At 38.0% G+C, this 24,254-nt stretch carries 25 protein-coding genes; 15 read left to right on the forward strand and 10 right to left on the reverse strand.

What is annotated here, in order from left to right:
• The first annotated feature begins 56 nt into the window (after nt 1-56).
• From ABE34_RS20405 to ABE34_RS20430, 6 genes are all read left to right on the forward strand, one after another.
• The gene (locus ABE34_RS20405; protein ID WP_197144283.1) at nt 57-758 is read left to right on the forward strand and encodes a phosphoadenylyl-sulfate reductase; all 702 of its coding nucleotides are present in this window, start codon (nt 57-59) and stop codon (nt 756-758) included.
• Between the two features lie 12 nt (nt 759-770).
• Nucleotides 771-1,835, forward strand: a complete 1,065-nt coding sequence (locus ABE34_RS20410) for an inorganic phosphate transporter (RefSeq protein WP_197144284.1) — start codon at nt 771-773, stop codon at nt 1,833-1,835.
• 49 nt (nt 1,836-1,884) lie between these two features.
• Nucleotides 1,885-2,133 carry a hypothetical protein gene (locus ABE34_RS20415; RefSeq protein WP_197144286.1) on the forward strand — a complete coding sequence of 83 codons (249 nt, stop codon included), beginning with the start codon at nt 1,885-1,887 and terminating at the stop codon, nt 2,131-2,133.
• A gap of 137 nt (nt 2,134-2,270) precedes the next feature.
• Entirely contained in the window at nt 2,271-3,410 is a 1,140-nt protein-coding gene (gene sat, locus ABE34_RS20420; protein ID WP_197144287.1) for a sulfate adenylyltransferase, read from the forward strand.
• A complete protein-coding gene (cysC, locus tag ABE34_RS20425; protein WP_197144288.1) occupies nt 3,407-4,000 on the forward strand; it encodes an adenylyl-sulfate kinase in 594 nt (197 codons plus the stop codon). Before sat ends, cysC begins: the two co-directional genes overlap by 4 nt.
• A gap of 259 nt (nt 4,001-4,259) precedes the next feature.
• Nucleotides 4,260-4,730, forward strand: a complete 471-nt coding sequence (locus tag ABE34_RS20430) for a GNAT family N-acetyltransferase (RefSeq protein ID WP_197144290.1) — start codon at nt 4,260-4,262, stop codon at nt 4,728-4,730.
• A 45-nt stretch (nt 4,731-4,775) separates the two neighbouring features.
• On the opposite strand, the gene mnhG is transcribed toward ABE34_RS20430, so the two are convergent.
• From mnhG to ABE34_RS20465, 7 genes are read right to left on the reverse strand one after another with little or no spacing between them, the layout of a single operon-like run.
• Nucleotides 4,776-5,144, reverse strand: coding sequence for a monovalent cation/H(+) antiporter subunit G (mnhG, locus tag ABE34_RS20435; protein WP_079561531.1), 369 nt, complete (start codon nt 5,142-5,144; stop codon nt 4,776-4,778).
• The gene (locus ABE34_RS20440) at nt 5,128-5,409 is read right to left on the reverse strand and encodes a Na(+)/H(+) antiporter subunit F1 (protein ID WP_132361711.1); all 282 of its coding nucleotides are present in this window, start codon (nt 5,407-5,409) and stop codon (nt 5,128-5,130) included. Before ABE34_RS20440 ends, mnhG begins: the two co-directional genes overlap by 17 nt.
• Complete coding sequence (locus tag ABE34_RS20445) at nt 5,406-5,885, reverse strand: Na+/H+ antiporter subunit E (protein ID WP_197144292.1); 480 nt, start codon at nt 5,883-5,885, stop codon at nt 5,406-5,408. Before ABE34_RS20445 ends, ABE34_RS20440 begins: the two co-directional genes overlap by 4 nt.
• A gap of 4 nt (nt 5,886-5,889) precedes the next feature.
• The gene (locus tag ABE34_RS20450) at nt 5,890-7,377 is read right to left on the reverse strand and encodes a Na+/H+ antiporter subunit D (RefSeq protein ID WP_276569521.1); all 1,488 of its coding nucleotides are present in this window, start codon (nt 7,375-7,377) and stop codon (nt 5,890-5,892) included.
• Nucleotides 7,370-7,711 (reverse strand): Na(+)/H(+) antiporter subunit C, encoded by a 342-nt coding sequence (locus ABE34_RS20455; RefSeq protein WP_053593262.1) that lies wholly within the window; start codon nt 7,709-7,711, stop codon nt 7,370-7,372. Before ABE34_RS20455 ends, ABE34_RS20450 begins: the two co-directional genes overlap by 8 nt.
• Nucleotides 7,711-8,133: a Na(+)/H(+) antiporter subunit B gene (locus tag ABE34_RS20460; RefSeq protein WP_049669152.1), complete on the reverse strand. Its 423-nt coding sequence runs from the start codon at nt 8,131-8,133 to the stop codon at nt 7,711-7,713. Before ABE34_RS20460 ends, ABE34_RS20455 begins: the two co-directional genes overlap by 1 nt.
• Nucleotides 8,120-10,534 (reverse strand): Na+/H+ antiporter subunit A, encoded by a 2,415-nt coding sequence (locus tag ABE34_RS20465; protein ID WP_206700738.1) that lies wholly within the window; start codon nt 10,532-10,534, stop codon nt 8,120-8,122. Before ABE34_RS20465 ends, ABE34_RS20460 begins: the two co-directional genes overlap by 14 nt.
• A gap of 153 nt (nt 10,535-10,687) precedes the next feature.
• On the opposite strand from ABE34_RS20465, the gene ABE34_RS20470 reads away from it, so the two are divergent.
• Entirely contained in the window at nt 10,688-11,251 is a 564-nt protein-coding gene (locus tag ABE34_RS20470; protein ID WP_197144295.1) for a DUF5366 family protein, read from the forward strand.
• Between the two features lie 122 nt (nt 11,252-11,373).
• Here the strand turns inward: ABE34_RS20470 and ABE34_RS20475 are convergent, their stop codons facing one another.
• Complete coding sequence (locus ABE34_RS20475) at nt 11,374-13,224, reverse strand: transglycosylase domain-containing protein (protein ID WP_197144297.1); 1,851 nt, start codon at nt 13,222-13,224, stop codon at nt 11,374-11,376.
• 765 nt (nt 13,225-13,989) lie between these two features.
• On the opposite strand from ABE34_RS20475, the gene ABE34_RS20480 reads away from it, so the two are divergent.
• A complete protein-coding gene (locus ABE34_RS20480) occupies nt 13,990-14,577 on the forward strand; it encodes a peptidylprolyl isomerase (RefSeq protein WP_197144298.1) in 588 nt (195 codons plus the stop codon).
• A 22-nt stretch (nt 14,578-14,599) separates the two neighbouring features.
• Nucleotides 14,600-14,812, forward strand: coding sequence for a hypothetical protein (locus ABE34_RS20485; protein WP_053484185.1), 213 nt, complete (start codon nt 14,600-14,602; stop codon nt 14,810-14,812).
• 253 nt (nt 14,813-15,065) lie between these two features.
• Here ABE34_RS20485 and ABE34_RS20490 read toward each other — a convergent pair whose 3' ends face one another.
• A complete protein-coding gene (locus ABE34_RS20490; protein WP_197144300.1) occupies nt 15,066-16,235 on the reverse strand; it encodes a MalY/PatB family protein in 1,170 nt (389 codons plus the stop codon).
• Between the two features lie 72 nt (nt 16,236-16,307).
• Between ABE34_RS20490 and ABE34_RS20495 the strand changes: the two genes are divergently transcribed.
• The 4 genes from ABE34_RS20495 to yugI all read left to right on the forward strand — a co-directional run bounded on the left by ABE34_RS20495 (nt 16,308) and on the right by yugI (nt 19,608).
• Entirely contained in the window at nt 16,308-16,568 is a 261-nt protein-coding gene (locus tag ABE34_RS20495) for a DUF1871 family protein (protein WP_079561543.1), read from the forward strand.
• Between the two features lie 386 nt (nt 16,569-16,954).
• Nucleotides 16,955-17,503, forward strand: coding sequence for a sigma-70 family RNA polymerase sigma factor (locus ABE34_RS20500; RefSeq protein WP_197144302.1), 549 nt, complete (start codon nt 16,955-16,957; stop codon nt 17,501-17,503).
• Nucleotides 17,496-19,145, forward strand: coding sequence for a hypothetical protein (locus tag ABE34_RS20505; protein WP_197144303.1), 1,650 nt, complete (start codon nt 17,496-17,498; stop codon nt 19,143-19,145). Before ABE34_RS20500 ends, ABE34_RS20505 begins: the two co-directional genes overlap by 8 nt.
• An 85-nt stretch (nt 19,146-19,230) precedes the next feature.
• Nucleotides 19,231-19,608, forward strand: coding sequence for a S1 domain-containing post-transcriptional regulator GSP13 (gene yugI, locus ABE34_RS20510; RefSeq protein ID WP_197144305.1), 378 nt, complete (start codon nt 19,231-19,233; stop codon nt 19,606-19,608).
• A gap of 114 nt (nt 19,609-19,722) precedes the next feature.
• Here yugI and ABE34_RS20515 read toward each other — a convergent pair whose 3' ends face one another.
• A complete protein-coding gene (locus tag ABE34_RS20515; protein WP_197144306.1) occupies nt 19,723-21,033 on the reverse strand; it encodes a sigma 54-interacting transcriptional regulator in 1,311 nt (436 codons plus the stop codon).
• 145 nt (nt 21,034-21,178) lie between these two features.
• Here ABE34_RS20515 and pruA point away from each other — a divergent pair, with 145 nt between their 5' ends.
• Both pruA and ABE34_RS20525 read left to right on the forward strand, forming a co-directional pair.
• On the forward strand, nt 21,179-22,723 hold the full coding sequence (gene pruA / locus ABE34_RS20520; RefSeq protein ID WP_197144307.1) for an L-glutamate gamma-semialdehyde dehydrogenase: 1,545 nt from the start codon (nt 21,179-21,181) through the stop codon (nt 22,721-22,723).
• Between the two features lie 294 nt (nt 22,724-23,017).
• Complete coding sequence (locus ABE34_RS20525) at nt 23,018-24,211, forward strand: ornithine--oxo-acid transaminase (protein ID WP_197144308.1); 1,194 nt, start codon at nt 23,018-23,020, stop codon at nt 24,209-24,211.
• The last annotated feature ends 43 nt before the right edge of the window (nt 24,212-24,254 follow it).

Here is a 24,254-nt window from a genome sequence, read left to right on the forward strand (position 1 = left end):
AGACATGTATATATGTCTTTCGTTAGAACGCCTTTTTTCGTTATGAGGGGGATAATATGTTAACATATGCAACTTGGCATGAGCCAACATTGAATTTTCAGGTAGACGAAACTTATAAGGCGGCACTGGAGGTTTTACAGTGGAGCTATGCTGAATATGGCGAAGATATCGTCTATGCTTGTAGCTTTGGGATTGAGGGAATTGTCTTAATTGATCTTATTTCAAAGGTGAAGCCAGATGCTACGATTATCTTTTTAGATACAGATGTTCATTTTAAGGAAACATATGAAACGATCGATAAAGTAAAAGAAAAATATCCGAAGCTGAACATTATTATGCAAAAACCAGCACTTACACTCGAACAACAAGCAGCTCAATATGGTGATGAATTATGGAGTTCCAATCCAAACAAATGCTGTGAAATTCGCAAGATTGTGCCGTTACAGGAAGCGTTAGCGGGCGCAAAGGCTTGGATATCAGGCTTGCGTCGTGAACAATCACCAACCCGTCAAAATACGAACTTTATCAATCGTGACGATAAATTTCAGTCCATTAAAATTTGTCCACTCATTCATTGGACATGGAAGGATGTCTGGCGTTATGTCTCAAAGCATAGTTTACCGTACAATCCATTGCATGACAGAGGCTATCCAAGCGTCGGCTGCGAGCACTGTACAAAACCGGCATTTACAATGGATGATTTGCGTTCAGGCAGATGGCAAGGGTCTGGTAAAACTGAGTGTGGATTACATGAGTAAAGGAGTTTTGCCATGCTTGAATATGTAGCAATAGCGATTAGTTTATTTTTTGCGATGAATATAGGTGCTAGTGGAGCGGCAGCCTCAATGGGCGTTGCTTACGGTGCAGGTGCCATTAAAAAGGCTTGGCAAGCATTGCTCATTTGCTCAGTGGGTGTTTTTTCTGGGGCAGTTCTTGGAGGTGGAGAGGTAGTAAAAACAATCAGCTCCGGCATAATGCCACAAGAGTACATTACGGTAAAGATTGTCATTATTATTTTAATTTCTGCAACGAGCTCACTATTTTTCGCCAATCTTTTAGGCATCCCATTATCAACGAGTGAAGTGACAGTTGGAGCAGTTGTAGGTGTAGGAATTGCCTACAAAGTGTTATACATTCAATCATTACTTGTCATCATATTATTTTGGGTAATAGTTCCAATTGTAGCGTTTGTCATTGCATTTGTCTCTGGGAAGTGGCTGTATAAATTACGAGTTAAAGGCTTGCTAAAAGATCATCCAATATTAACGATTCTCCTTGTGTTCGCTGGATTTTTCGAAGCATTTTCAGCAGGGATGAATAACGTAGCAAATGCAGTTGGACCTCTTGTAGGTGCAGGGATGATGAGTGTAACAACAGGAATATTGCTTGGTGGGGCATTTGTGGCGCTTGGCTCAATGCTTCTTGGAAAACGAGTGCTTGAAACAAACGGTAAAAAAATTATGCGCTTTGAGAAGGAAGAAGGGGTACTAATATCGAGTACAGGTGCACTCCTAGTCGGTGTAAGCTCTATTTTTGGACTTCCCGTGCCATTAACACAAGTAACATCCTCTTCGATTATTGGGATGGGGATGGCCAATAACGGAAAACAAATTTTCCATAAGCATATTGTGAAAAAAATAATCCGTATTTGGATTGTCTCGCCAATCTTTTCTTTAGCCATTTCTTATTTTTTAGTACAGCTATTTTTAGAAAAAGATTTCTATACCATCATATTAATTGGCAGTATTATTGTTGGAACGCTTGGTGTCATCAGCTTAATGCGAACAATGCGTGAAGAAGAGCGCTCAATATACGATGCGGGTGAAGGAATTTAAATACTTGGATTACTTTTGAGGGAATGAAGGGGAGCTGATCAAATCAGAGGTGACCCTGATCACTTATGAAGTGGAGCTGATCAAATCAGGGGTGACCCCGATCACTTATGAAGGAAAGCTGATCAAATCAGAGGTGACCCCGATCACTTATGAAGGAAAGCTGATCAAATCAGAGGTGACCCCGATCACTTATGAAGGAGAGCTGATCAAATCAGAGGTGACCCCGATCACTTATGAAGGGGAGCTGATCAAATCAGAGGTGACCCTGATCACTTATGAAGTGGAGCTGATCAAATAAAAGGAACGCGATCATCCCTATAAGGCAGGAGATCAATCGCAGAAGCCTCAAATTGCTTATGATGAAAAATCAATAAAGTGCGTAAATAAGCTTAAATATAAAACTGAGTATTTTAATAAAATTAGGAGGAGATTTTGATGAGTTTACAACCACATGGTGGACTATTAGTGCAAGCCTTTAATCCAGAGAAGGATGTAACGCATATAAATAAAGTTATTGAGCTAGATGCCATTGCACTTAGTGATTTAGAGTTAATTGCTATTGGTGGTTACAGTCCAGTTGAAGGCTTTTTAACGCAGGAAGATTATGAATCAGTTGTTGAACATACACGTTTAGCGTCAGGCGTGGTATGGAGTATTCCGATTACATTACCTGTAGCAGAGGATATAGCGTCAACATTGCAGCCAGGTGATGAGGCAAAATTAGTATATGGTGATGCTGTTTATGGCGTAATTGAAGTAGCTGATATTTATGAGCCCAATAAACAGAAAGAGGCATTGTTAATATACGGCACGGAGGATTTAGAGCATCCAGGTGTTAAAAAGTTGCATGAACGTCCAAGTATTTATGTGGGCGGAAAAATTACATTAGTAAAACGTCTAGAGCAAAAGTTCCCAGCCTATTCATTTGATCCGTTTGAAACACGCCAGCTTTTTGCAGAAAAGGGCTGGAAAACAATTGTTGGCTTCCAAACGCGGAATCCTGTACATCGAGCACATGAATATATTCAAAAGGCTGCACTTGAAACAATTGATGGATTATTTTTAAATCCGCTAGTTGGGGAAACGAAATCAGACGATGTTTCAGCAGCAATTCGCATGGAAAGCTACGAAGTTTTACTGAAAAATTATTATCCTGAAAATCGTGTGCAATTAGGGGTGTTTCCAGCTGCCATGCGTTATGCAGGACCAAAGGAAGCTATTTTCCATGCACTTGTACGAAAAAATTATGGCTGTACACACTTTATCGTTGGGCGAGACCATGCAGGTGTTGGCGATTACTATGGTACATACGATGCACAAAAAATCTTCGAACAATTTACGGAAGACGAATTAGGAATTATTCCATTAAAATTTGAGCATAGCTTCTATTGCAACAAATGTAAGGGAATGGCAACGACGAAAACTTGTCCACATGAAAGCTCAGCGCATGTCATTTTATCGGGTACTAAGGTTCGTGAAATGTTGCGTAATGGCGAAGTGCCTCCTAGTACATTTAGCCGTAAAGAGGTTGTAGATGTATTGATTAAAGGAATGCGTAAGGAGGTTTTAAAATGAGTTCAAATATCGTTTGGCATGAAGCTTCCATTACGAAAGAGGAGCGCCGTACACAAAACAAGCATCAAAGCTTTATTTTATGGTTCACCGGTTTATCAGCATCTGGAAAATCCTCTGTGGCGAATGCATTTGCACGTCGACTCTTTGAACGTGGCAATCAAGCATTTGTCTTAGATGGTGATAATGTTCGCCATGGCTTAAATAAGGATTTGGGATTTGATGAAGCTAGTCGAAAGGAAAATATACGACGAATTGGAGAAGTATCTAAGCTTTTTGTGGAAAATGGACAAATTGTTCTAACTGCTTTTATTTCACCTTACCGAGAAGATCGTCAAGTTGTCCGTGAGCTTGTGGAAGTTGGGGAATTTATAGAGGTGTATGTGAAGTGTTCTGTTGAAACGTGTGAAAGGCGTGATCCAAAAGGTCTTTATAAAAGAGCGCGAAATGCGGAAATTCCAAACTTTACTGGGATTAGTGCACCCTATGAAGAACCGGAAAATCCAGAAATTATTTTAGACACAGAACTTAACTCTATAGAAGAATGCGTAGACCAGCTAACAGACATATTAACTTCAAAAGGATATATTTAGGCTTATCAACCACACGTTATAGTGATGTGTTTATATTTAATAAATTTGCTTTCATAAAGAATCTGCTTACTTTTGAGGAGGCAGATTTTTTTAATGCCTTCAGCGGGTGTACAAACAGCCACTGAAAGAACAAAGCCGGTTCTGGAAGCAATTATGCCAAGGTACAATTGATTGATTTAGAAACCTTCCTATTTTTTATACAATATTTCCAAATGTTGTGAGATGATTAAATCACCAAACATTATAGGAGATGATAGAAATGAGCATACATATTCAACTATTAACCGAGGATGTTATAAACCAGAAATTATTAAATGAAATATTGGAACTTTGGAATGAAAATGCCATAGAAACTGCAGATTGTGAATTGGAGGAAAGTGAAAGGAAGGGAATTCAAGAACAGCTAGAACAATATATTGAATCAAAATATGGGGCCATTTATATAGCAACGAATGAAAATAATGAAATGATTGGTTTTGGAATGGCTTCTATTAAAAGGGATTTTATTTACGATATGAACTATGGTCAAATAGACGAAGTTTATGTAGTACCAGTATACAGAAGACAGAAGGTTGCTAAACGTTTAGTAGATGATTTAGTGAATTGGTTTAATGACGAGCATGACACTTCGGTAGTAAATGTTTATGTAGATTTAGAAAATGACTTAGCACTAAATTTTTGGGAAGGTATTGGTTTAGAAAAAGAATTTTTTATGCTATCAAACAATTAAAAAGTGGCCAATGAAGTCTATTCATTGGCCACTTTTTTTGAAAAGTTATTTAATGCCTTGTTCCTTTTTCATTCGATCAATTTCAGGACCAAGCTCGTCGTGTATTGTGCCTTTCCAAGGCTTTACACCAGCGATGTATGAGGAGCGGGTCATAATATGCCCTCCAACAGGACCTGTGATGAACAGGAACAGTATACCAAGCAAAATGCGGGGGTTAAAGTGATCTTCAATGAGCCAGAAGTGAAAGAATACGCCAATAAGTACGCACATGACACCGAGCGTTGCACTTTTTGAAGCAGCGTGAGCACGTGTGTACAAATCGGGTAAACGGACAAGACCAATGGCTGTCACGACAATAAATAACACCCCTATAGAAATGAAAAAGATAACTAAACTATTAGCGAGAATTGTCACGTTTAATGATATCTCCTTTCTCTATAAATTTAGAGAAAGCAACAGTACCGATAAACGATAAGATCGCTAACAATAATATAATCTCTAGGAAGAAGCTTGTTTCAACCAATACTGAAAACAGTGCAATTAGTGAGATGACTGATACACCCAATGAATCCAATGCTACCACACGATCGGATGCAGACGGTCCTTTAACCATTCGATAAATGACTGCAATCATTGATAAGCAAATCACTACAATCGAAGCAATAATAAACGTTGTCATGATTTACTCACCTCCAATATCGCTTTCTCAAATGAATCTCGAATTGCTGTAATGGCTTCATCGACATCACTCATGTCGATCGCATGTACATACAAAGTTTTGGCATCATCTGATACGTGCACTACTACAGTACCAGGTGTTAACGTAATGAGACTCGATAATAACGTAATTTCCCATTCTTGTGTTAAAACTGTAGGATAGGCAAAGAACGCAGGTTGCATATCCAACTTAGGCTTTAAGACCACTTTAAGAACTTGTATATTCGCTAACACAAGCTCCTTTAAAAAGAGTAAAGTTAGTTTAATGATTGCCCATATACGATAGACGTAAAGACGGGTAGTAAAAAATCTACGCATCATAATGAGTAATACAATACCGAGAATGAACCCAATGATAAAGCCTGTTGCTGTGTAATTAGAAGAAAGGAACATCCAAACGAAGGCAAGTGCAAAATTTAAAATAATTTGAAATGCCATATTTCTAATCCTCCTTCATTACAGCATCTATATAAATAGATGGATCACTTAATAGTTTTGCTGCATCGTCCATAAATGGTGTAATCCATTCAGAACCAACGCCATACGCTACTGTAATGAGCACTAGAATAACAGTAGGCACGAATAGTGTATGATAGACTTTTTTATCGACAGTACTTGTCGTTTCTTTTTCCTCACCCCAAAAGGCATAAAGGAAAATACGAATAACTGACAATAACACGAGAAGTGACGAAGCTAAAATAAAAATACTGCTCCAGTTACTGCCTGCTTCAAAGCCTCCCTGAGCAATTAACAGCTTTCCGACGAAGCCACTAAGTGGGGGAATCCCTGCTAAACCAAATGCTGCAATTAAATAGAACCAACCGAGGGCAGGGTATTTATTCATTAGACCGCCCATTTTTCGTAAATCAGATGTGCCCGTAATGTAAATCACTATACCTATCAACATAAAGAGCGCTGCTTTTATAAGCATGTCATGAATTAAATAGAACATGGCACCTTTTAGGGCGATTTCATTCATTTGAGATACACCGAATAAAATAACACCTACAGCAATGACGATATTATAGATAATGATAAGCTTCACATCGTGATAGGCAAGAGCACCGATACAGCCCGCAATAATTGTTGCAACTGCTAATGCCATTAGTAGATCATGCGTATATGATAAATCATGAACGAAGAACAATGTATATGTTCGAGTAATTGCGTAAATGCCAACCTTTGTTAATAGTGCACCAAATAGCGTTAGCACTGGTATTGGAGCTGCCGCATAAGAAGTTGGAAGCCAGAAATATAGAGGGAAAATAGCCGCTTTTAACCCAAATACCATTAAAAATAGTACAGCTATAACCGTAACAATACCTGGCTGATTAATGTCAGCAATTTTTACTGCAATATCTGCCATGTTTAATGTACCTACTACTGAGTAAAGGAAGGCAACTGTTATAACAAATAATGCAGATGAAATAACATTAATTAAAATATATTTAATGGAACCTTTAAGCTGTCCTTTTTCGCCCCCAAGAACGATGAGCAAATAAGAGGCCATTAACAATACCTCGAAGAATACGAAAAGGTTAAAAATATCGCCTGTTGTAAATGCCCCGTTAACCCCAGTTAAAATAAACATGATCCCAGGATAATAGAAGAAGCGTTCACGTTCCTTCGTGATGGAACCAAAGCCATACCAAACAACAAAGATGGCAATCAGTAGCGTTGTTGTGACAAGTAGTGCGGACACCATATCTGAAACCATCGTTATACCATACGGCACAGGCCAGTCCCCGAACGTTACCTTTTGAATACCATCATTTTTCACCTTTATTAGCAGTGAAACGGCTGATATAAGTGCAAGTCCTATCCCTAGTAATGCGAATGAACGTTGGTATTTTAAATTTTTTTGCCCAAACATTAAAATCATGCCGAAGAAAAACGGGATGATGATGGGCAGTAGAAGGAAGTTATTCATCCTCATCACTTCCTCTCATTAAGCTTATATCATCTGTCTCGAGTTCTTGGTAAGAACGGTAAGCAAGTACAAGGAAGAAAGCAGTTACCCCAAAGCTAATAACAATCGCAGTTAAAATAAGCGCTTGTGGTAATGGGTCTGCAAAAGTTTTTGCCCCTTCCTTTAAAACAGGTGGCGCTTCTCCACCAAGCCCGCCCATCGTTAAAATGAGAAGATGAGCACCATGACTTAAAAGACCTGTCCCGATAATAATACGCAATAAGCTTTTGGATAAGATTAAATAAACCGCTGCCATAAACAAAAAGCCTATGACAAACGCCATAATTATTTCCATTATTCATCCTCCCCAATCGTTTGAATAATGGTCATCGTAACGCCGACAACAACCAAGTAGACACCGCTATCAAAAAGCATCGCTGTGTGTAATGACTGTTTGCCTAGAAGTGGTAAATCGAAATAATCAAAGAAGTGTGTGAAAAACGGTTTACCTACAAACATTGGAAAAGCGGCTGTTGCTAGGGCTAGAAGTAAGCCAATTGCAGTTAAATACGTATAATTTATTGGTAAAACCTTACGAACTGTATTTAAATCAAAGGCAAGGACTAAAAGTACGATAGCACTCGATGTTAAAAGTCCACCGACAAAGCCGCCCCCAGGTGTGTAATGACCAGCAAGGAAAATATGAATGGAGAAGAAGAAAATAATGAAGAATACAATTTTTGTTGTAAATTGTATAATGACATCATTTGTTTTCATGCGATTTCTCCTTTCTATTCATGCGTAGCTTGATCATTGCTAAAATAGCCATTCCAGCAATACTTAGCACTGTAATTTCAAATAATGTATCAAAGCCACGGTAGTCTACTAAAATTACATTGACAATGTTTCCACCGCCAGCTTCTGAATAAACTGTTTCCTCATAATACTTCGAGATCGTTGGAATCAATTTTTGTGAATGTGCAGACAGCGCTATAAGCGTAACCATAACACCGACAGCAATGGAAACAATTGCCCGATTCAATTGGAACCTCATGCGCTCTTCTCGTTTTCCAAGCTTCGGCAGATGATAAAACGCTAGTAAAAATAGCGCAACAGAAATCGTTTCAATGACAAGTTGTGTTAATGCTAAATCAGGAGCATTAAAAATAACGAAGAATAATGCTACTGTGTAGCCGACAGCACCAAGACCTATAATCGCCGTTAAGCGTGACTTTGCCAGAATTGTAATAGCTGTTCCAATGACTAATACTACGACTAAGATGATTTCGTAAGGACGAATAGGTGCAGTATCTTGGAAGGAGACTGTAAAGGCCTTCTTCACAAATAAAGAACCTATGACAATCGCTGCAATACTACTAAACATATATAGCAGGTAATGACGCATAGAGCCTGTCATATATAGACGTGATACACGATTTAATCCTACGTCCAGTCCAAGCATAATCTTGTCGTATGCATTATTCAATGTTAAAAATCGTGGGGATTTTTGATAAATACCCTGCCATTTCGGTAATGATACAAACAATAGAACCCCAATAATTACTATGCCAAATGTCATGATTAATTCAGGTGTAATTTCACCATGCCAAGCCGCCACATGAATATTAACATCCTTTGGTGAATCATATAAGAATGGCTGAATAGCTTGTACTGCTGGCTTTACAAAAGTATCCCCTACTAGGTTCGGAATAAAGAATATTGTTACCACTAATGCTGCTAAAATCATAGGTGAAATCAGCATGCCAATCGGTGCCTCATGTGGTTTATGAGGTAATTTCTCTGGTGTATATTTACCAGTAAATGTTCTGAAAACAAAATAGAAGCTGTAGACAAATGTGAAAATACTAGCAACCCAAGCGACAATCGGGAAGAGTGCTCCCCATGTGTCAAAGCCAAAAAAATCAAAATTTTGCAGTGCAAGCATTGCTGTTAAAAACATTTCCTTACTTAAAAAGCCGTTAAATGGCGGTAGACCGGCCATTGATAAGCTTCCAATTGCCGCGACTGTAAAGCTAAGCGGCATAATACTCATTAAGCCACCGAGCTTACGAATATCACGTGTACCTGTTTCATGATCGACAATACCTGCAATCATAAATAAGCTTCCTTTAAATGTTGCATGGTTGATCAGGTGGAAGATCGCAGCAAAAGCAGCAAATTTAATCGTATCTGTTGCCCCATTGCCGTGAAATGCTAAGGCACTAGCGCCGAGCAATGACATAATAAGGCCAAGCTGACTCACTGTAGAGAACGCAAGGATTCCTTTTAAATCTGTTTGCTTCACAGCAAAGAACGAACCCCAGAATAGTGTTAAAATACCTACGCCTGTAACGAGCCATACCCAAAGCTCAGAAACTGCGAAAATTGGTGTAAAGCGTGCTACTAAATAAATACCTGCCTTTACCATAGTTGCAGAGTGAAGGTATGCACTTACTGGTGTTGGCGCTTCCATTGCATCTGGTAACCAAATGTAGAAAGGGAATTGTGCAGATTTTGTAAATGCGCCTAAAAGTATTAAAACGAGTGACCAAGTGAACATTGGATGCTGCACTAAATTAGGTGCCATGACAATAAGTTCACGGATAGAATACGTTCCTCCCATTAAATACAGAAGGATGAATCCCCCTAACATCATTAAGCCGCCGCCTACTGTAATCATCATCGATTTAAGTGCACCAAAGCGAGATGCATCACGAGAATACCAGTAGCCAATTAGTAAAAATGATGAAATGGATGTTAACTCCCAAAAGAAGTACAAAGAAATTAAATGATCTGACTGTACTACTCCTAGCATTGCGGTCATAAATAGTAATAAGTAAACATAAAAATTATGTAATCTTTCTTTATGTTTGTCTAAGTAAAAAATAGAGTAAAGTACGACTAACGAGCCAATTCCGGTAATTAGTAATGAGAATAGCAAGCTAAGTCCGTCTAAATAAGAAACGACGGAAATATCAAGCGATGGAATCCAAGGAAGCTCTTCAAGAAAAACTTTACCATCTGCTACTTTTGCGATATATGAGGCGTAAATAATCGCGAGTGTAGCAGGGACTGCAAGAACAAACCAGCCTGTGTGAATATTTTTAATGCGTTTATATAAAAATGGCACAAATATTGCAGCAAGCATTGGAATGAAAATATAAAGTACTTGTAACAAAAAAATCCTCCTTTATGCAAGTAAGTAGGTTAATTATAACGCACTTTTTGTATGAATGCATATGCACTCATAGGTTTTAGCTTGCGATAGTGGAAGAATTTTGGATATATTATAAATAAGAAGTTATCAATAAAAAAGAGGAAAAAAATTTTTATGAAAAACCCTTATATTTATGGTTATCTACCATTGATTACGATTTTGTTATTCAGTTTGACGTTTGGTATGTATGCTGTAAGTGAATCATTGCAGGTTTTTCATGCAATTGGTGTATATTCTGGCATGCGGGAGTTTTTATCCGATTTCGAGCTCCGTGTTTTTTTACTAATTATCTTTGCGGGAATCTTTTTTATGTTATTTTCAGCATTAAAATTAGTAGGGGAAACTATTCATGAGCTAGGAATGTTATTTTTCTCAAAGGATAATGATGGTGCGACAGTTCATCAAGCGCGAGGCGGATACATCATATTATTAGTTGGTGCAATATGTTCAGCCTTTGCTATTCAATTTATTTACGTTTTAGTAGGTATTTTTGTCTTAACCGTTTTTATCTATTTTATTTACCTTATCTATAAAATGAGTCATTTTATGTCGATGGGTGGAACGATTGGTTTACTAGTATTTGAGCTTTTTATGTGGACAATACTATTATCGCTATTAGTTTATGTTGTTTTAAAATTGTATAATGGCATTTTGGCAAGTTTACCGTTTGCGCATTAAATGCCTAGGCCCACATTAAGTATTTAGTAAATTACATAGTAACGTTAAAAAATGAAAGGAGCAGCCCTAGAGTGATGAATTTCACTCAGGGCTGCTCCTTTTCGTTGAGGATAAATGACTATTTACTGTAGTAAAACATTAAATAGTTGATGGTGAATCTTATAGTCTTCTAATCTTTCCATAGATTGTGGCTTATCATAGCCCAGCCAAACTGCTGCAGTGTATTCATCGTTTAATCCAGCAAGCCAGTAGTCGCGATAGTTGTTAGTTGTTCCTGTTTTCGCACCGATATAGTTACTTCTACTATAAACGCCTTGTCCTGTACCTCGAGTAACAACATCTGAAAGGATTGAACGCATATTCTTAACCGTTTTTGGCGACCAAATTTGATCGCGTGCTGGATCCCAGCTGTAAAGCTCCGTTCCATCAGCCGCTGTTACTTTACGGATGCTATGGGCTTGCACGTATGAGCCGTCTATAAAGCTTGTATAAGCGTCTGCTAGCTCAAGTGCTGTAACACCATACGTTAAGCCTCCCAAGGAGACAGCATAATTATGGTCTTTTGCCACGATGGAGCGGAAGTTAAAGCGATCCAAGTAACTAAATGCTGTATCAATTCCGACTGTGTTCAAGAGGCGGAGAGCCGATGTATTGTAGCTATATTGAAATGCTACTCGAATGGGTACATCACCGTATTTAAAGCCACCATAGTTTTGTGGACAAAATGAGCCGACACAATAACTGCCACCACTCACTATAGAATCAGGTGTGTGTGCTGTCGTTTCAAAGAAAGGTGCATATACCGCTAACGGTTTAAAGGCAGAGCCTGGCTGACGCGTACCTTGAAAGGCACGATGATATCCGAACTTTTCATAGTTTTTCCCTGCATAAAGACTAACAACTTCACGGGTTGTATTATCAATCACTGCTCCAGCGGCTTGTAATTTACCTGAGCCTAGGATGGCAGTCATTTTTTTCTCATCATGTGCTTGTTTGTCTGGATTCAGCGCAGTATGAATCGTTAATCCATTTTGAAATAATGTATTGAGTCGTTTGTCTAGCTGCGCTTTGATTTTTTTCTTTTCTTCTTCACTTTGTGTTTTTGCAAGACGATCTGCATAGCCTTCTTTTTCTGCAACTAACCATTTAAGCTCTTGTAGGACGTAAGTGCTGTACATAGGGTAGCTTTGCGCTTTATTCTTTACATTTAATGTTATCGTTTCAGCTTTATATGTAGTGGCATCTTCTTTTGTTATAGCGCCGCTCGTTGCGAGTGTATCTAATAACCGCTCTTGTCTAGCTTTTGTTTTATCAAAATTTTTTAAAGGATTATAAAGTGAGGGGTTATTTGGAATGGCCGCTATAAATGCAATTTCAGCTATAGATAATTCTTGGAGTGGTTTTTGAAAATAATAGGTAGCTGCTCCGCCGATTCCATAAACTTGATTGCTAAAATAGGCTTCATTTAGATACATCGTTAAAATCGCGTCTTTATCAAATTCTTTTTCAAGCTCATAGGAGTAAAAAACTTCTGTTAATTTTCGCTCATAAGTTTTTTCATCGGATAAATAACGCATACGAACGAGTTGTTGTGTAATAGTGCTGGCACCTTGAGACGTTGAATTTGTGCTTGAGTTAGCAACAACTGCACGGACGATAGCACTGAGGTCAAAGCCGATATGCTCATAAAAATGAGCGTCCTCACTTGCGATGAAAATTTCCTGGGCAATTTTTGGGACTTCTTGTAGTGTTAGAGGTCGCCTCCATTCGACATATTCCTCGCTAAACGTATTGCCGTTTTGATCAATAAGTGTTACTGGAAGCTGTGGCTGAACTTCCGGTAAGTGAATAGCGCTAGCAATTTGCTCCTCATGCGCTTGTGCCGCATGGATTTCCGTCCTAATATTTGTACTAATCCACCAAAGGACAGGTAAGGATAGTAAAATGATAATAAAACCAAAAGCCTTTTTCATGTGTGCCTCCACTCTAAATATGAGTCACTCAAAAGAATAACATATTTTGGATGGTTTCCAAATACTCGTTCCGACCTATTTGCATTTTTTTGGCTCTTCGGCAAAGTGGGGAGGTGATTTCCGTTCCGACTGGGCGCTTTGCCGCTGACGCTTCGCTTTCGCGCAGATAAAACATTTGCTGCCGCTTCGTTAGCACTACGCTTTCGCACAGAGCAAAGCTTCCTGGGGGCGTCCGATGAGCCGCTTCACTCGTGTTTCTAGCTCCAGGGTCTCGGGCCAACAGGATGTTGGTTACGAAGGCGTTATCACAGGACGTTATGCTTTTAGCCTTCGTTCCCCTATATCGCTAATCTCCGAGGAGTCGCCCAATCTCCACTACAATCACCCACTTCATATCACTCTATATAAAGTCATAAAACGATACCTTCAGTAAGAGTGTTTCTTCTGTGCAAGCAAAAGCGTAGCGTCAGCAACAACACGATGTTGGTCACGAAGGCGTTATTACAGGGCGTTTTAGCCTTCGTTTCTCAACTTGCTCGCTCCGGGGTCTCTTCTTTTACATCGTCCCTAAGAAGTCACCTAGTCGGAACGGAAATCAACCCCACGTTATGGTGATGATAAGCTAAAAAAATAAAAGTGCAAAAAATCGTCAATACTTTGGTGAAGAAAACCATTAAGAAGTATGTTAGACTAAAATGAGGTCAGAAATGATATTATTATCATTTTCATTGAAACTGAAATTTTACATTTAAAGGAGAGACTTCAATGTTTCCACAATTAACAACAGAAGTACTTGAAGGCGAAGTACTTGTAGAAATGAAAACAACATTAGGTGCCATCAAAATTAAATTATTCCCTGAGCATGCACCAAAAACGGTTGAAAACTTCTTAGGCCATGCAAAATCTGGTTACTATGACGGCATCATTTTCCACCGTGTCATCCAAGACTTCATGATTCAAGGTGGTGACCCAACTGGTACAGGTATGGGCGGCGAATCAATTTGGGGTAACTCTTTCGAGGATGAGTTCTCTGATAGCGTATTTAATCTTCGTGGTGCCCTTTCAATGGCAAATGCGGGTCCAAACACAAATGGTTCACAATTCTTTATCGTACAAATGAAGCACCTTCCAAGTGATATGCTTCGTCAATTACAAGGTGCTGGCTTCCCAGAAGAAATTATTGAAGCTTATGCTAAAAATGGCGGTACTCCTTGGTTAGACCATAAACATACAGTATTTGGTCACGTTGTTGAAGGAATGGACATTGTAGACAAAATTGCAGATGTAGAAAAAGACATGCGTGATAAACCAGTAGAAGATGTGAAAATCGAGTCAATTACAGTTTTTGAATAATAATTGTAAGGACGTGTAAAACATGAAACATTTAATGTATCAATTTTTATATTTCCCAGAAGATAAATCAGGCTATATTCCTGCAGCTTTTGAATTTTTAATTATGCTTATATTATGTATTGTTGTCTTTACTGTTTTCCGTAAAATTTCTAAGAAACAAGAAATGAAATCAAAGGAAATCGAAGCACGTATTCTTTCAGAGAAAAATAATACAAACAATCAGCAAAATATTTAAAAAACACGTTCGTGGAAAGCTATTTGCCTCGCAACCATTAGGGATTGCGGGGCATCATACTTTCTCGTTAATCTCATTTTAAAATTTTATCTTCGTTCCTTTCTTCAAATGCTTAATCTTCATATTAACCTCCATTCCGAATGCTTGTTCTTATTTTATGAAGAATTCGGACAGGTATCAACATTTATCTTTAACATAGCTAAAAAAGGATACCTCAAAAAACCTTGAGATATCCTTCACTATTTATTTCCTATTACTGAAGTGCTTGCTTAAAGCGCTGAACACCGTCTTTCACTGTCTCAAATGAGCAAGCAACGTTCATACGCAGGAAGCCGCGACCCTCTTCGCCATATTTTGTCCCTGGCTCTAATGCTAGTTTGCCATGTTCAAGCAGGTGTTGCATGAATTCATTTTCATCAAGTCCTAATTCTCGATAATCAATCCAAAGTAAATAAGTGCCTTGAGGTTTTGTAATATGGATCCCAGGTAATTGCTCTAATTCGGTAATCACATAGTCCATATTAGCTGAGATGTAAGGAAGCATTTCGTTTAACCATGGCGAACCTTCTGAATAAGCAGCTTGAAGTGCCACAGCGGCAAAAGTATTTAATGAGCCTTGCCCGCTAGCCATATGAACTGCTTCTAGTAACATTCGCTTTTTCTTATCTGTCACGATCATATAGGCAACTTGAATCCCAGCTAGGTTAAATGTTTTTGTCGGTGCCATACATGTAATAATACGATCAATTTCATCGCCAGCGATTTTTGCTAATGGTGTATGTTTTGAGCCATCCAACATTAAATCAGAATGAATTTCATCGGAAATAATTACTACATCATATTTAGCACATAGTCGTACAATTTCCTTTAATGTAGCTTCATCCCATACATAACCACCAGGATTATGTGGATTACACAATATGTATGCTTTCACATTTTGAGCAAGTGCTTGCTCAAAGGCTACAAAGTCATAGACATATGTCCCATCTTTTTCTACTAAAGGACAATTAACAACCTCTCGACCATTGCTTTTTGGGATGTTATAGAATGGTGGGTAAACAGGTGATGAAATAAGTACTTTATCTCCTGGATTAGTAAGTGCCATAATACTATCGGCTAAAGCAGCGACAACACCATTGCAGAAAACAATGGATTCTTTATCAATGTGCCAATCATGTTGAGTATTTTGCCAGTCTACGATTGCCTGTATGGCTTCATCGCTAACAAAGCTATAGCCGAATACAGTCTTTTCAGCATGCTCTTGCAGCGCCTTTGATACAGCTACTGGCGCAGCAAAATCCATATCAGCTACCCACATTGGGAGTATGCCTGAAGCATCTTGTAGCCCATATACGTTTTCCATTGCGTCCCATTTTACAGAGTTTGTACAACGACGGTTAATAGTTTGATCAAAAATAGACAAGCAAATCACTCTTTTCTTTTTTATTTACTATGGTATCATACGAGTATGATAAAAGGATAATAGGTGAGTATTTTGGAAAATATAAAAATGAATCAAGCAGCCGTACATCTGCTAGAGGAGTGGGATCCATTCCACTTAGGTCCAGATCATTATGATACTGAAACCGCAGATGTTGTAGCAGCATTGCAAGGTATCGATGATCCATCTGTTCTTGCAAAGGTTATTCAAGAAACATATGAGCATTCGTTTGAAGAATGGATTCCGTATGAAGATTGTGTAGCCATTTCATACAAACTTATTGCGATAAAATTTGAAGCAAAATGCATTATTTAACTTTTTCAAAAGGTGAAAATACCTGAGTGACCAATATTGTATTGGCCTAACTTCTGGTGGATGCACAATTATATTTTTGCTTTTCTATAGAAAACGAGGTTGTCTTTCAATTATGAGACAACCTCGTTTTTTAGCTATAAAAATAAAGCTCTTTTATTTAAACAACGGTAAAATCTCCTGGATGAAAATAATTAATATCGCTATTGTTAAAAAGTCTACAAAGTCGAAAATGGTGCGATCTAAAATGCCGAATGATAGTGCACTTGGAATTTTGACCCGTGAAGTACAAGGGAATCAACCACACGGTATGAGGGTAATCCAAAATATATTTAAATATGTAACAATTGGTAGAAATAGTTCGTTACATATACAAAGGGGGGATGACTGTGACAGAAACCGAATTAATAGAACGGGCTCAGCAAGGAGACAAAAGCGCCTATATAGAGCTAATCCGAATACATCAACAAACAGTTGAAAAGTTTGCTTTTCAATGCGGCGTACATAGTAATGATTTAGCAGATGTTTCACAGGAGGTATTTGTGAAGCTCTATCGTTTTTTACATCAATTTAAGCAGGATCGTTTTACGACGTGGCTCTATAAAATCACATTGAATGCAACGCGTGATTATTATCGCAAAGAACAACGGGAGCAAGCAAAGGAAGAAAGACTAAGTGCACAGCAACAAATGCCCGCATCTTCAGCAGAAAAGCATGTCCTTAATTTTGAAGAGGATAGGCTATTACATAATGCTATTAATGAACTTGATGAAAAATATCGTTATCCACTTATATTATTTTACTTCCATGAATTAAAGTATGAGGAGATAGCAGAGGTACTAAATATTTCGTTATCAACTGTCAAAGTTCGTCTATTACGTGCAAAGGAAAAGCTCAAAGCGGTGATCATGCAGGAGGGGAGTGTTGAAAATGGATGATAAACAGTTTGAAAAACGAATGGAGCTTCTAAAAAAATCCTATGATCGCATGGAACCACAGCTAGATCCAGAAACCGTTTTCGCACAAATCGAAGCAGAAGATGCAACACAACAATCGCAAGAAACAGTAACAACACAAAAGCCCCCTTCAAGATGGCAAAAGTCCGCTGTCTGGATAGCATGCATTGCAAGTGTACTTTTAGTAGGTGTACTCGTTTCGTCGTATGTAATTAATCCTTCGATATTTGTTCAAACAGTTGAACAAGAACAAGAACAAGCATATGACGAATGGATTTCAAACTTTACAAAAGAATATAAAGAAAAACGTGAACAAATGCGCATGGAGCTCGACATTCCGGAAAAAGAGTTTAGTGAAATATCATTAGTTCAAACTACAGACAATGAAGTGGACTCATTACCTAAAAGAAAAGAGTTGTTTCAAGATGTACAGTACAGAAATGATAACTTTTTGAACAGTTTGGCAAAAAATATATTGGATAATCTACAAACGCCACGTGAGCAAATACAACTTATCGAAACTTACGGAAATCTTATGTCATTTGAAGAATCTTATTACTTTTATAGTAATTATTCTAACTCAGCAGAAGAGTTTGCAAGCTATTATTCTAATAAGCTTGCTCAGTATGAAAAAGTATTATCTCAGAAACCAAAAAGTCTTCCTGCAGATTTAAATAAATTAATTGCGTCAGCTAAAAAGCAATATTTTGAATTGCAATATAATGGGCAAAGTTATATTTTTCGACCTAATCCTGTATTCGGGAAAGATGCGCCCGAATATATTGAACGCCTTCACCCGAATGCATTAGGATATTTTAAATACCTGGCTACAGGCTCATTACTTGTTGGTGGAGATTTACTCTATTCTATAGAGGATTCTGCAAATATTCTGCGTCTCTACGAAAAAACACTTTTAGTGGATATTAATCCTACTGAGAATGAAAATTTTAACGTGTTACAGGGAGAGTTTGAAAATACATGGCTTGCCATTTTTAAAGGAACTGAAACCAATCCAATTCGTACAAAAACTGGTCAATTTAAACCTGAATATATGGATTTGTTAACTACAATTGCGAATGGCGGATATGGTGAGGCGATGCGCAAAACAGCACAATCAATACTAGATGAAATAAAGGTAACGGGACAATCTAAAACGCTAGAACAGTTAACAACATACGATATATGGATGGGAATTTTATATTTGCGAGAAGACACGTTTATGCAGACGGATGATGGAACAACTAGTATGGAGATTAATGAAGGTTGGATTGAGCAAACTAAATCTCTTTACGATGAGTATGTTAAAACGAAGAATAATGCAATTATAGAAACATTAAATCCATTTAATATCGTTAGTTTATTTTTATATGCTCATGGGGTCGGTGATCGTGACATAGCTCAGAGACTTTTAACTGATGACTTGGATATAAATACAGTTATACAGTTTGATGGGATGGGGAATTTTAAAGCTCTTCATGAAATGGGAGGCTCGTCACTTAGTATTAGAGCAAGTGTAAAAGGTGCGGCGCAAGGGGTAATTGGACAGCAATTATCCTTTGAATTAACCTCTATAGTAACCGAAAATGGTGAACAACATTACCGAATTAGTGCTATTAACGAATAGGGAGATTTTTTGCCCCACTTATTTACGTATGTTATAATTTATGGTGATATATACGTAGCAAACAAAAAGAAAGTGGGCAAAGTTTATGGAAAAAAAATATGAATTAGGAGACGTGTTGACCGGAAAAGTTACAGGTATACAGCCGTACGGTGCATTTGTTGCGCTTGATGAAGATACACAAGGCCTCGTACATATTTCCGAAATTACGTACGGCTTTGTAAAGGATGTTAGTGAATTTTTGTCAGTTGGGCAAGAGGTAGAAGTGAAGATACTAGAAATCGATGAGGATGCCGAAAAAATTAGTTTATCGATTCGTGCTTTGCAGGAGCGCCCGGCTACATTGCGTAAAAAAGATACACCACCACGTAAATCATTGCAGGACCGTGTAGATGAATCGGATGCGAATGGTTTTAATTCCTTAAAAGATAAATTACAAGACTGGATCGAGCAGTCAGGACAATAATTTTAGGTTGGTCTTGTACCTAACGCTGCTTTCGGTACAAATAAATGACTGCCTATTAATGCAAAAACGAGGATGCTTTCAAATATGAAGGTATCCTCGTTTTTTAATATTTTATTATAGCGAGTTTTTTATTTTTCGAATTCGGTACTGTAGGTTTTGACGACTCATGCCAAGTGCAGTAGCGGCCTTTGTAATATTGCCTTCATATAAATTTAAGACGTTTTGCACATAATAGGATTCGGCTTCACGTAAATAAGCATCGAGCGGCATAACATCATTCTGTTGCTGGAACATAAAAAATTCCGGCTCGTGATTAGATACGTCTTGCTGCTGTACTTTGAAGCGGAAATGCATAGGTAATAAATCTGAGGTAACCGTTGATTCAGTAGTCATAAACGACACCGTTTCATCTAGTAATAGCTCAAGCTCCTTTAAATTTCCAGGCCAATCATATTGCAAAAATAAATCCTGTACATCAGGTGATAATTCCGTGACATTTGAAGCGAATCGTTCTTGATGGCGGTTAAAGTAATCATCTACGAATGGAAGAATGTCTTCTTTTCGATCTGTTAAATTAGGAATGGTAATGGCCATTGTTGCAAAGAAATAATACAGTGATTTTGATAGTTTATTTTCTGCAATTAATGTAATGGGATCACTTCCTACACTGCCAATGAGCATGTATTTTGACTGTGGAAGAGACTGTAATACCTCTAATAGTTGCTCTTGAATGTCTAGACTTAAAAAATCAATGCGTTCAAAGAAAAAAGTGTATGCCTTGTCATCCTGTAAGAGCTCTTGTAATTTATCTAAAACAGATTGAGCAGAGCGACGACTCACTAGGGTTACAAATGCTTCAGAGTCTGTCGAAGCTGCATGATGTATACCCTCTGCTACTAAATCTTTTCCTGTACCTGATTCACCAATTAATAATACTGGTAATTTCACATCTGCTGCTTTTTTTGCATTTGCGATCACTTGTCGCATCGAATCAGAAACAGCTGTTATCATATCGAATGTTAAAGGTTCACCATATCGGCGAAGAGGCTGATAAACTAGCTTTTCTAGTGATGTAATGTCCCGAGCAAACTCGATAGCTCCAATTAGTTTATTTTCGACATATAGTGGAAAAGTATCGTTAATCGTTGTTATTTCATGACCATTTTTATTCCAATATGTTTGTTTTACATTAACTTCTTTTTTACCTGTTTGTAATACACGCATTAAAGTACTTTCATGCTGGCGGAAAGAAAACATTTCAATAACAGAACGATCGGCTAATTCATCAAAATGAAATCCTTCAATTTCTTTCATCTTCGTATTATAAATAATTGTTTTGCCAGAAAGGTCTACAGCGTGAATACCAACAGTTACATTTGTTGCAATAAACTCATAAAAAGGGAGTAAAGGTTCGGAATTTTTCATAAAATGTGCACCTCAAAAATTTTTTACTTGAAATATGCAACGAAATTTTGCATTATAATAAGTGTAAGAATATTCTAAACGCAAAGATATTTTGCGTCAACGTTTTTTGCACACTTAAAACACATCTCACGAGGGAGGATTTAGTATGATTTCATACAAACACGAACCATTCACAGATTTTACTCAAGAGGCAAATTACAACGCATATTTAGAAGCATTAAATAAAGTCGAAAGTTATTTAGGTCAAGACTACCCACTTATTATCGGTGGCGAACGTATTACGACAGAAGATAAAATCGTTTCATATAACCCTGCAAATAAAACAGAAGTAATTGGTCGCGTATCAAAAGCAAACAAAGAGCTAGCTGAAAAAGCGATGCAAGCTGCAGACGAAACATTTAAAACTTGGAAAAAAGTAGATCCAGCTATTCGTGCAGACGTACTATTTAAAGCAGCGGCAATTATCCGTCGTCGCAAACACGAATTCTCTGCACTTTTAACAAAAGAAGCGGGTAAACCGTGGGCTGAAGCTGATGCAGATACTGCAGAAGCAATTGATTTCTTAGAATACTATGGCCGTCAAATGCTACGTATTAAAGAAGGTCAACCTGTAGAGAGCCGTCCTGGTGAATACAACCGTTATGACTATATTCCACTAGGGATTGGTATTGTTATTTCACCATGGAACTTCCCATTCGCAATTATGGCAGGGACTACAGTTGCTGCTTTAGTAACAGGTAACACAGTTTTATTAAAACCAGCTTCAACAACACCTGTAGTTGCTTATAAATTTATCGAAGTGTTAGAGCAAGCTGGTCTTCCAGCAGGTGCTGTGAACTTTGTACCAGGTTCAGGTGCAGAAGTAGGTGACTACTTAGTTGATCATCCGAAAACACGCTTCATCAGCTTCACTGGATCTCGTGATGTAGGCTTACGTATTAACCAACGTGCATCTGTATTAAACGATGGTCAAATTTGGATTAAACGTGTTATCGCTGAAATGGGCGGTAAAGACACAATCGTTGTTGATAAAGAAGCAGATTTAGAGCTTGCAGCACAATCTATCGTAAAATCAGCATTCGGCTTCTCAGGTCAAAAATGTTCAGCATGTTCTCGTGCTATTATCGTTGAGGATGTATACGACACAGTTGTTAATCGTGTAATTGAGCTTACTAACACGTTAACAGTTGGTGATCCAACAGACTTCAAAAACTTCATGGCAACAGTTATTGACCAAGCGGCATTTAATAAAGTGACAGAATACATTGAAATTGGTAAAGGAGAAGGTCGCCTTGTTGCAGGTGGTACAGCTGATGATTCAGTTGGCTACTTCATCCAACCAACAGTATTTGCAGACGTAGATCCTTCTGCACGTATTATGAAAGAAGAAATTTTTGGTCCAGTTGTAGCAATCGCAAAGGCTAAAGATTTCGATCAAGCAATCGATATTGCAAATGATACTGAATACGGTTTAACTGGTGCGGTTATTACAAATAATCGTATGAACTTAGAAAAGGCTCGTGAAGATTTCCATGTAGGTAACTTATACTTCAACCGTGGTTGTACAGGTGCAATCGTAGGTTACCAACCATTCGGTGGCTTCAACATGTCAGGTACAGACTCAAAAGCAGGTGGCCCTGACTATCTACAACTTCACATGCAAGCAAAAACAACTTCAGAAATGCTATAAATTCTTTAGCAAACTGAAAGAAGTATAGCCCTCGGTGTATGTCACGGATTCGGTTTTGTGTAAGCGCAAAACTGAATCCGCCGGGGCTAATAAGAGAATCTGCGAAACTCCTCCTAATAAAGTAGGCCTAGCAAGAACCGCAGACGCTAACGGTGTAGCGGCTTACATAGGAGTAGCTAGGCAGATTCTTGATTTTTATATTCAGAAAATGCGAAATTGTCCTATTAAATTTACTTATAGAAAAACATAGTCTTCCATAGATATTTCATCATGAAAGTAAGGAGAGAATACTATATGACAAAAACAAAACTAGTTATTGAACAAACTCAAAATTTTGGTGCTGCAAACTATCACCCGCTACCAATTGTTATCTCGGAGGCTGAGGGTGCTTGGGTAAAAGATCCGGAAGGTAATAAATATTTAGATATGCTATCCGCATACTCTGCTGTGAACCAGGGTCATCGTCATCCGAAAATTATCGCTGCATTAAAAGAACAGGCTGATAAAGTAACATTAACTTCTCGTGCGTTTTATAGTGAAAACCTTGGTGAATGGTATGAGCTTGTTGGTAAATTAACGAATAAACAGATGGTATTACCGATGAATACAGGTGCAGAAGCGGTAGAAACTGCATTTAAAGCGGCTCGTCGTTGGGCATATGATATAAAAGGTGTAGAAGATGGAAAAGCTGAAATTATTGCATGTAATGGTAACTTCCATGGTCGTACAATGCTTGCTGTATCTTTATCATCTGACGAAGAATACCGTCGTGGCTTCGGTCCAATGTTACCGAATGTTAAGTTAGTCGATTACGGTAATCTAGAAGCATTAAAAGCTGCCATTACTCCTAACACAGCGGCGTTTTTAATTGAACCAATCCAAGGTGAAGCTGGAATCGTTATTCCACCAGAAGGTTTCTTAAAAGCTGCTCGCGAGTTATGCCGTGAAAACAATGTTTTATTCATTGCAGATGAAATCCAAGCTGGTTTAGCACGTACAGGTAAAATGTTCGCATGTGATTGGGAAGAAGTAGAGCCTGATATGTACATTTTAGGGAAAGCTTTAGGCGGTGGTGTATTCCCGATTTCTTGTGTAGCTGCAAATCGTGAAATTTTAGGAGTTTTCAATCCAGGATCACACGGTTCAACTTTCGGTGGTAATCCTTTAGCATGTGCTGTATCTATTGCTTCAATTAAAGTATTACTAGATGAAAAATTAGCAGAGCGTTCACACCAACTTGGTGAATACTTTAAAGGGAAATTAAGAGAAATTAATAACCCAGTTATTAAAGATGTTCGTGGTCGTGGTTTATTTATCGGAATGGAATTAACAGAGGCAGCACGTCCATACTGTGAAAAGCTTAAAGAATTGGGTCTATTATGTAAAGAAACACATGATACTGTTATTCGATTTGCGCCACCACTTGTTATTTCTCAAGAAGATTTAGATTGGTCAATCGAGCAAATTGAAAAAGTTTTTAATCTTTAACAAATTGTTCACATTTCAATTCGGAAGTATGTTACAATGATGC

It is taken from the genome of Lysinibacillus sphaericus, assembly GCF_015844675.1.
Taxonomy (GTDB): Bacteria; Bacillota; Bacilli; order Bacillales_A; family Planococcaceae; genus Lysinibacillus; species Lysinibacillus sphaericus_E.

What these genes read in the sequence shown, in the direction of transcription:
- ABE34_RS20405 (WP_197144283.1), top strand. Translation starts at nt 57, where the DNA reads ATGTTAACATATGCAACTTGGCATGAGCCAACATTGAATTTTCAGGTA.
- ABE34_RS20410 (WP_197144284.1), top strand. Translation starts at nt 771, where the DNA reads ATGCTTGAATATGTAGCAATAGCGATTAGTTTATTTTTTGCGATGAAT.
- sat (WP_197144287.1), top strand. Translation starts at nt 2,271, where the DNA reads ATGAGTTTACAACCACATGGTGGACTATTAGTGCAAGCCTTTAATCCA.
- cysC (WP_197144288.1), top strand. Translation starts at nt 3,407, where the DNA reads ATGAGTTCAAATATCGTTTGGCATGAAGCTTCCATTACGAAAGAGGAG.
- ABE34_RS20430 (WP_197144290.1), top strand. Translation starts at nt 4,260, where the DNA reads ATGAGCATACATATTCAACTATTAACCGAGGATGTTATAAACCAGAAA.
- ABE34_RS20440 (WP_132361711.1), bottom strand. Translation starts at nt 5,409, where the DNA reads ATGACAACGTTTATTATTGCTTCGATTGTAGTGATTTGCTTATCAATG.
- ABE34_RS20445 (WP_197144292.1), bottom strand. Translation starts at nt 5,885, where the DNA reads ATGGCATTTCAAATTATTTTAAATTTTGCACTTGCCTTCGTTTGGATG.
- ABE34_RS20450 (WP_276569521.1), bottom strand. Translation starts at nt 7,377, where the DNA reads ATGAATAACTTCCTTCTACTGCCCATCATCATCCCGTTTTTCTTCGGC.
- ABE34_RS20455 (WP_053593262.1), bottom strand. Translation starts at nt 7,711, where the DNA reads ATGGAAATAATTATGGCGTTTGTCATAGGCTTTTTGTTTATGGCAGCG.
- ABE34_RS20460 (WP_049669152.1), bottom strand. Translation starts at nt 8,133, where the DNA reads ATGAAAACAAATGATGTCATTATACAATTTACAACAAAAATTGTATTC.
- ABE34_RS20470 (WP_197144295.1), top strand. Translation starts at nt 10,688, where the DNA reads ATGAAAAACCCTTATATTTATGGTTATCTACCATTGATTACGATTTTG.
- ABE34_RS20475 (WP_197144297.1), bottom strand. Translation starts at nt 13,224, where the DNA reads ATGAAAAAGGCTTTTGGTTTTATTATCATTTTACTATCCTTACCTGTC.
- ABE34_RS20480 (WP_197144298.1), top strand. Translation starts at nt 13,990, where the DNA reads ATGTTTCCACAATTAACAACAGAAGTACTTGAAGGCGAAGTACTTGTA.
- ABE34_RS20485 (WP_053484185.1), top strand. Translation starts at nt 14,600, where the DNA reads ATGAAACATTTAATGTATCAATTTTTATATTTCCCAGAAGATAAATCA.
- ABE34_RS20505 (WP_197144303.1), top strand. Translation starts at nt 17,496, where the DNA reads ATGGATGATAAACAGTTTGAAAAACGAATGGAGCTTCTAAAAAAATCC.
- yugI (WP_197144305.1), top strand. Translation starts at nt 19,231, where the DNA reads ATGGAAAAAAAATATGAATTAGGAGACGTGTTGACCGGAAAAGTTACA.
- ABE34_RS20515 (WP_197144306.1), bottom strand. Translation starts at nt 21,033, where the DNA reads ATGAAAAATTCCGAACCTTTACTCCCTTTTTATGAGTTTATTGCAACA.
- pruA (WP_197144307.1), top strand. Translation starts at nt 21,179, where the DNA reads ATGATTTCATACAAACACGAACCATTCACAGATTTTACTCAAGAGGCA.
- ABE34_RS20525 (WP_197144308.1), top strand. Translation starts at nt 23,018, where the DNA reads ATGACAAAAACAAAACTAGTTATTGAACAAACTCAAAATTTTGGTGCT.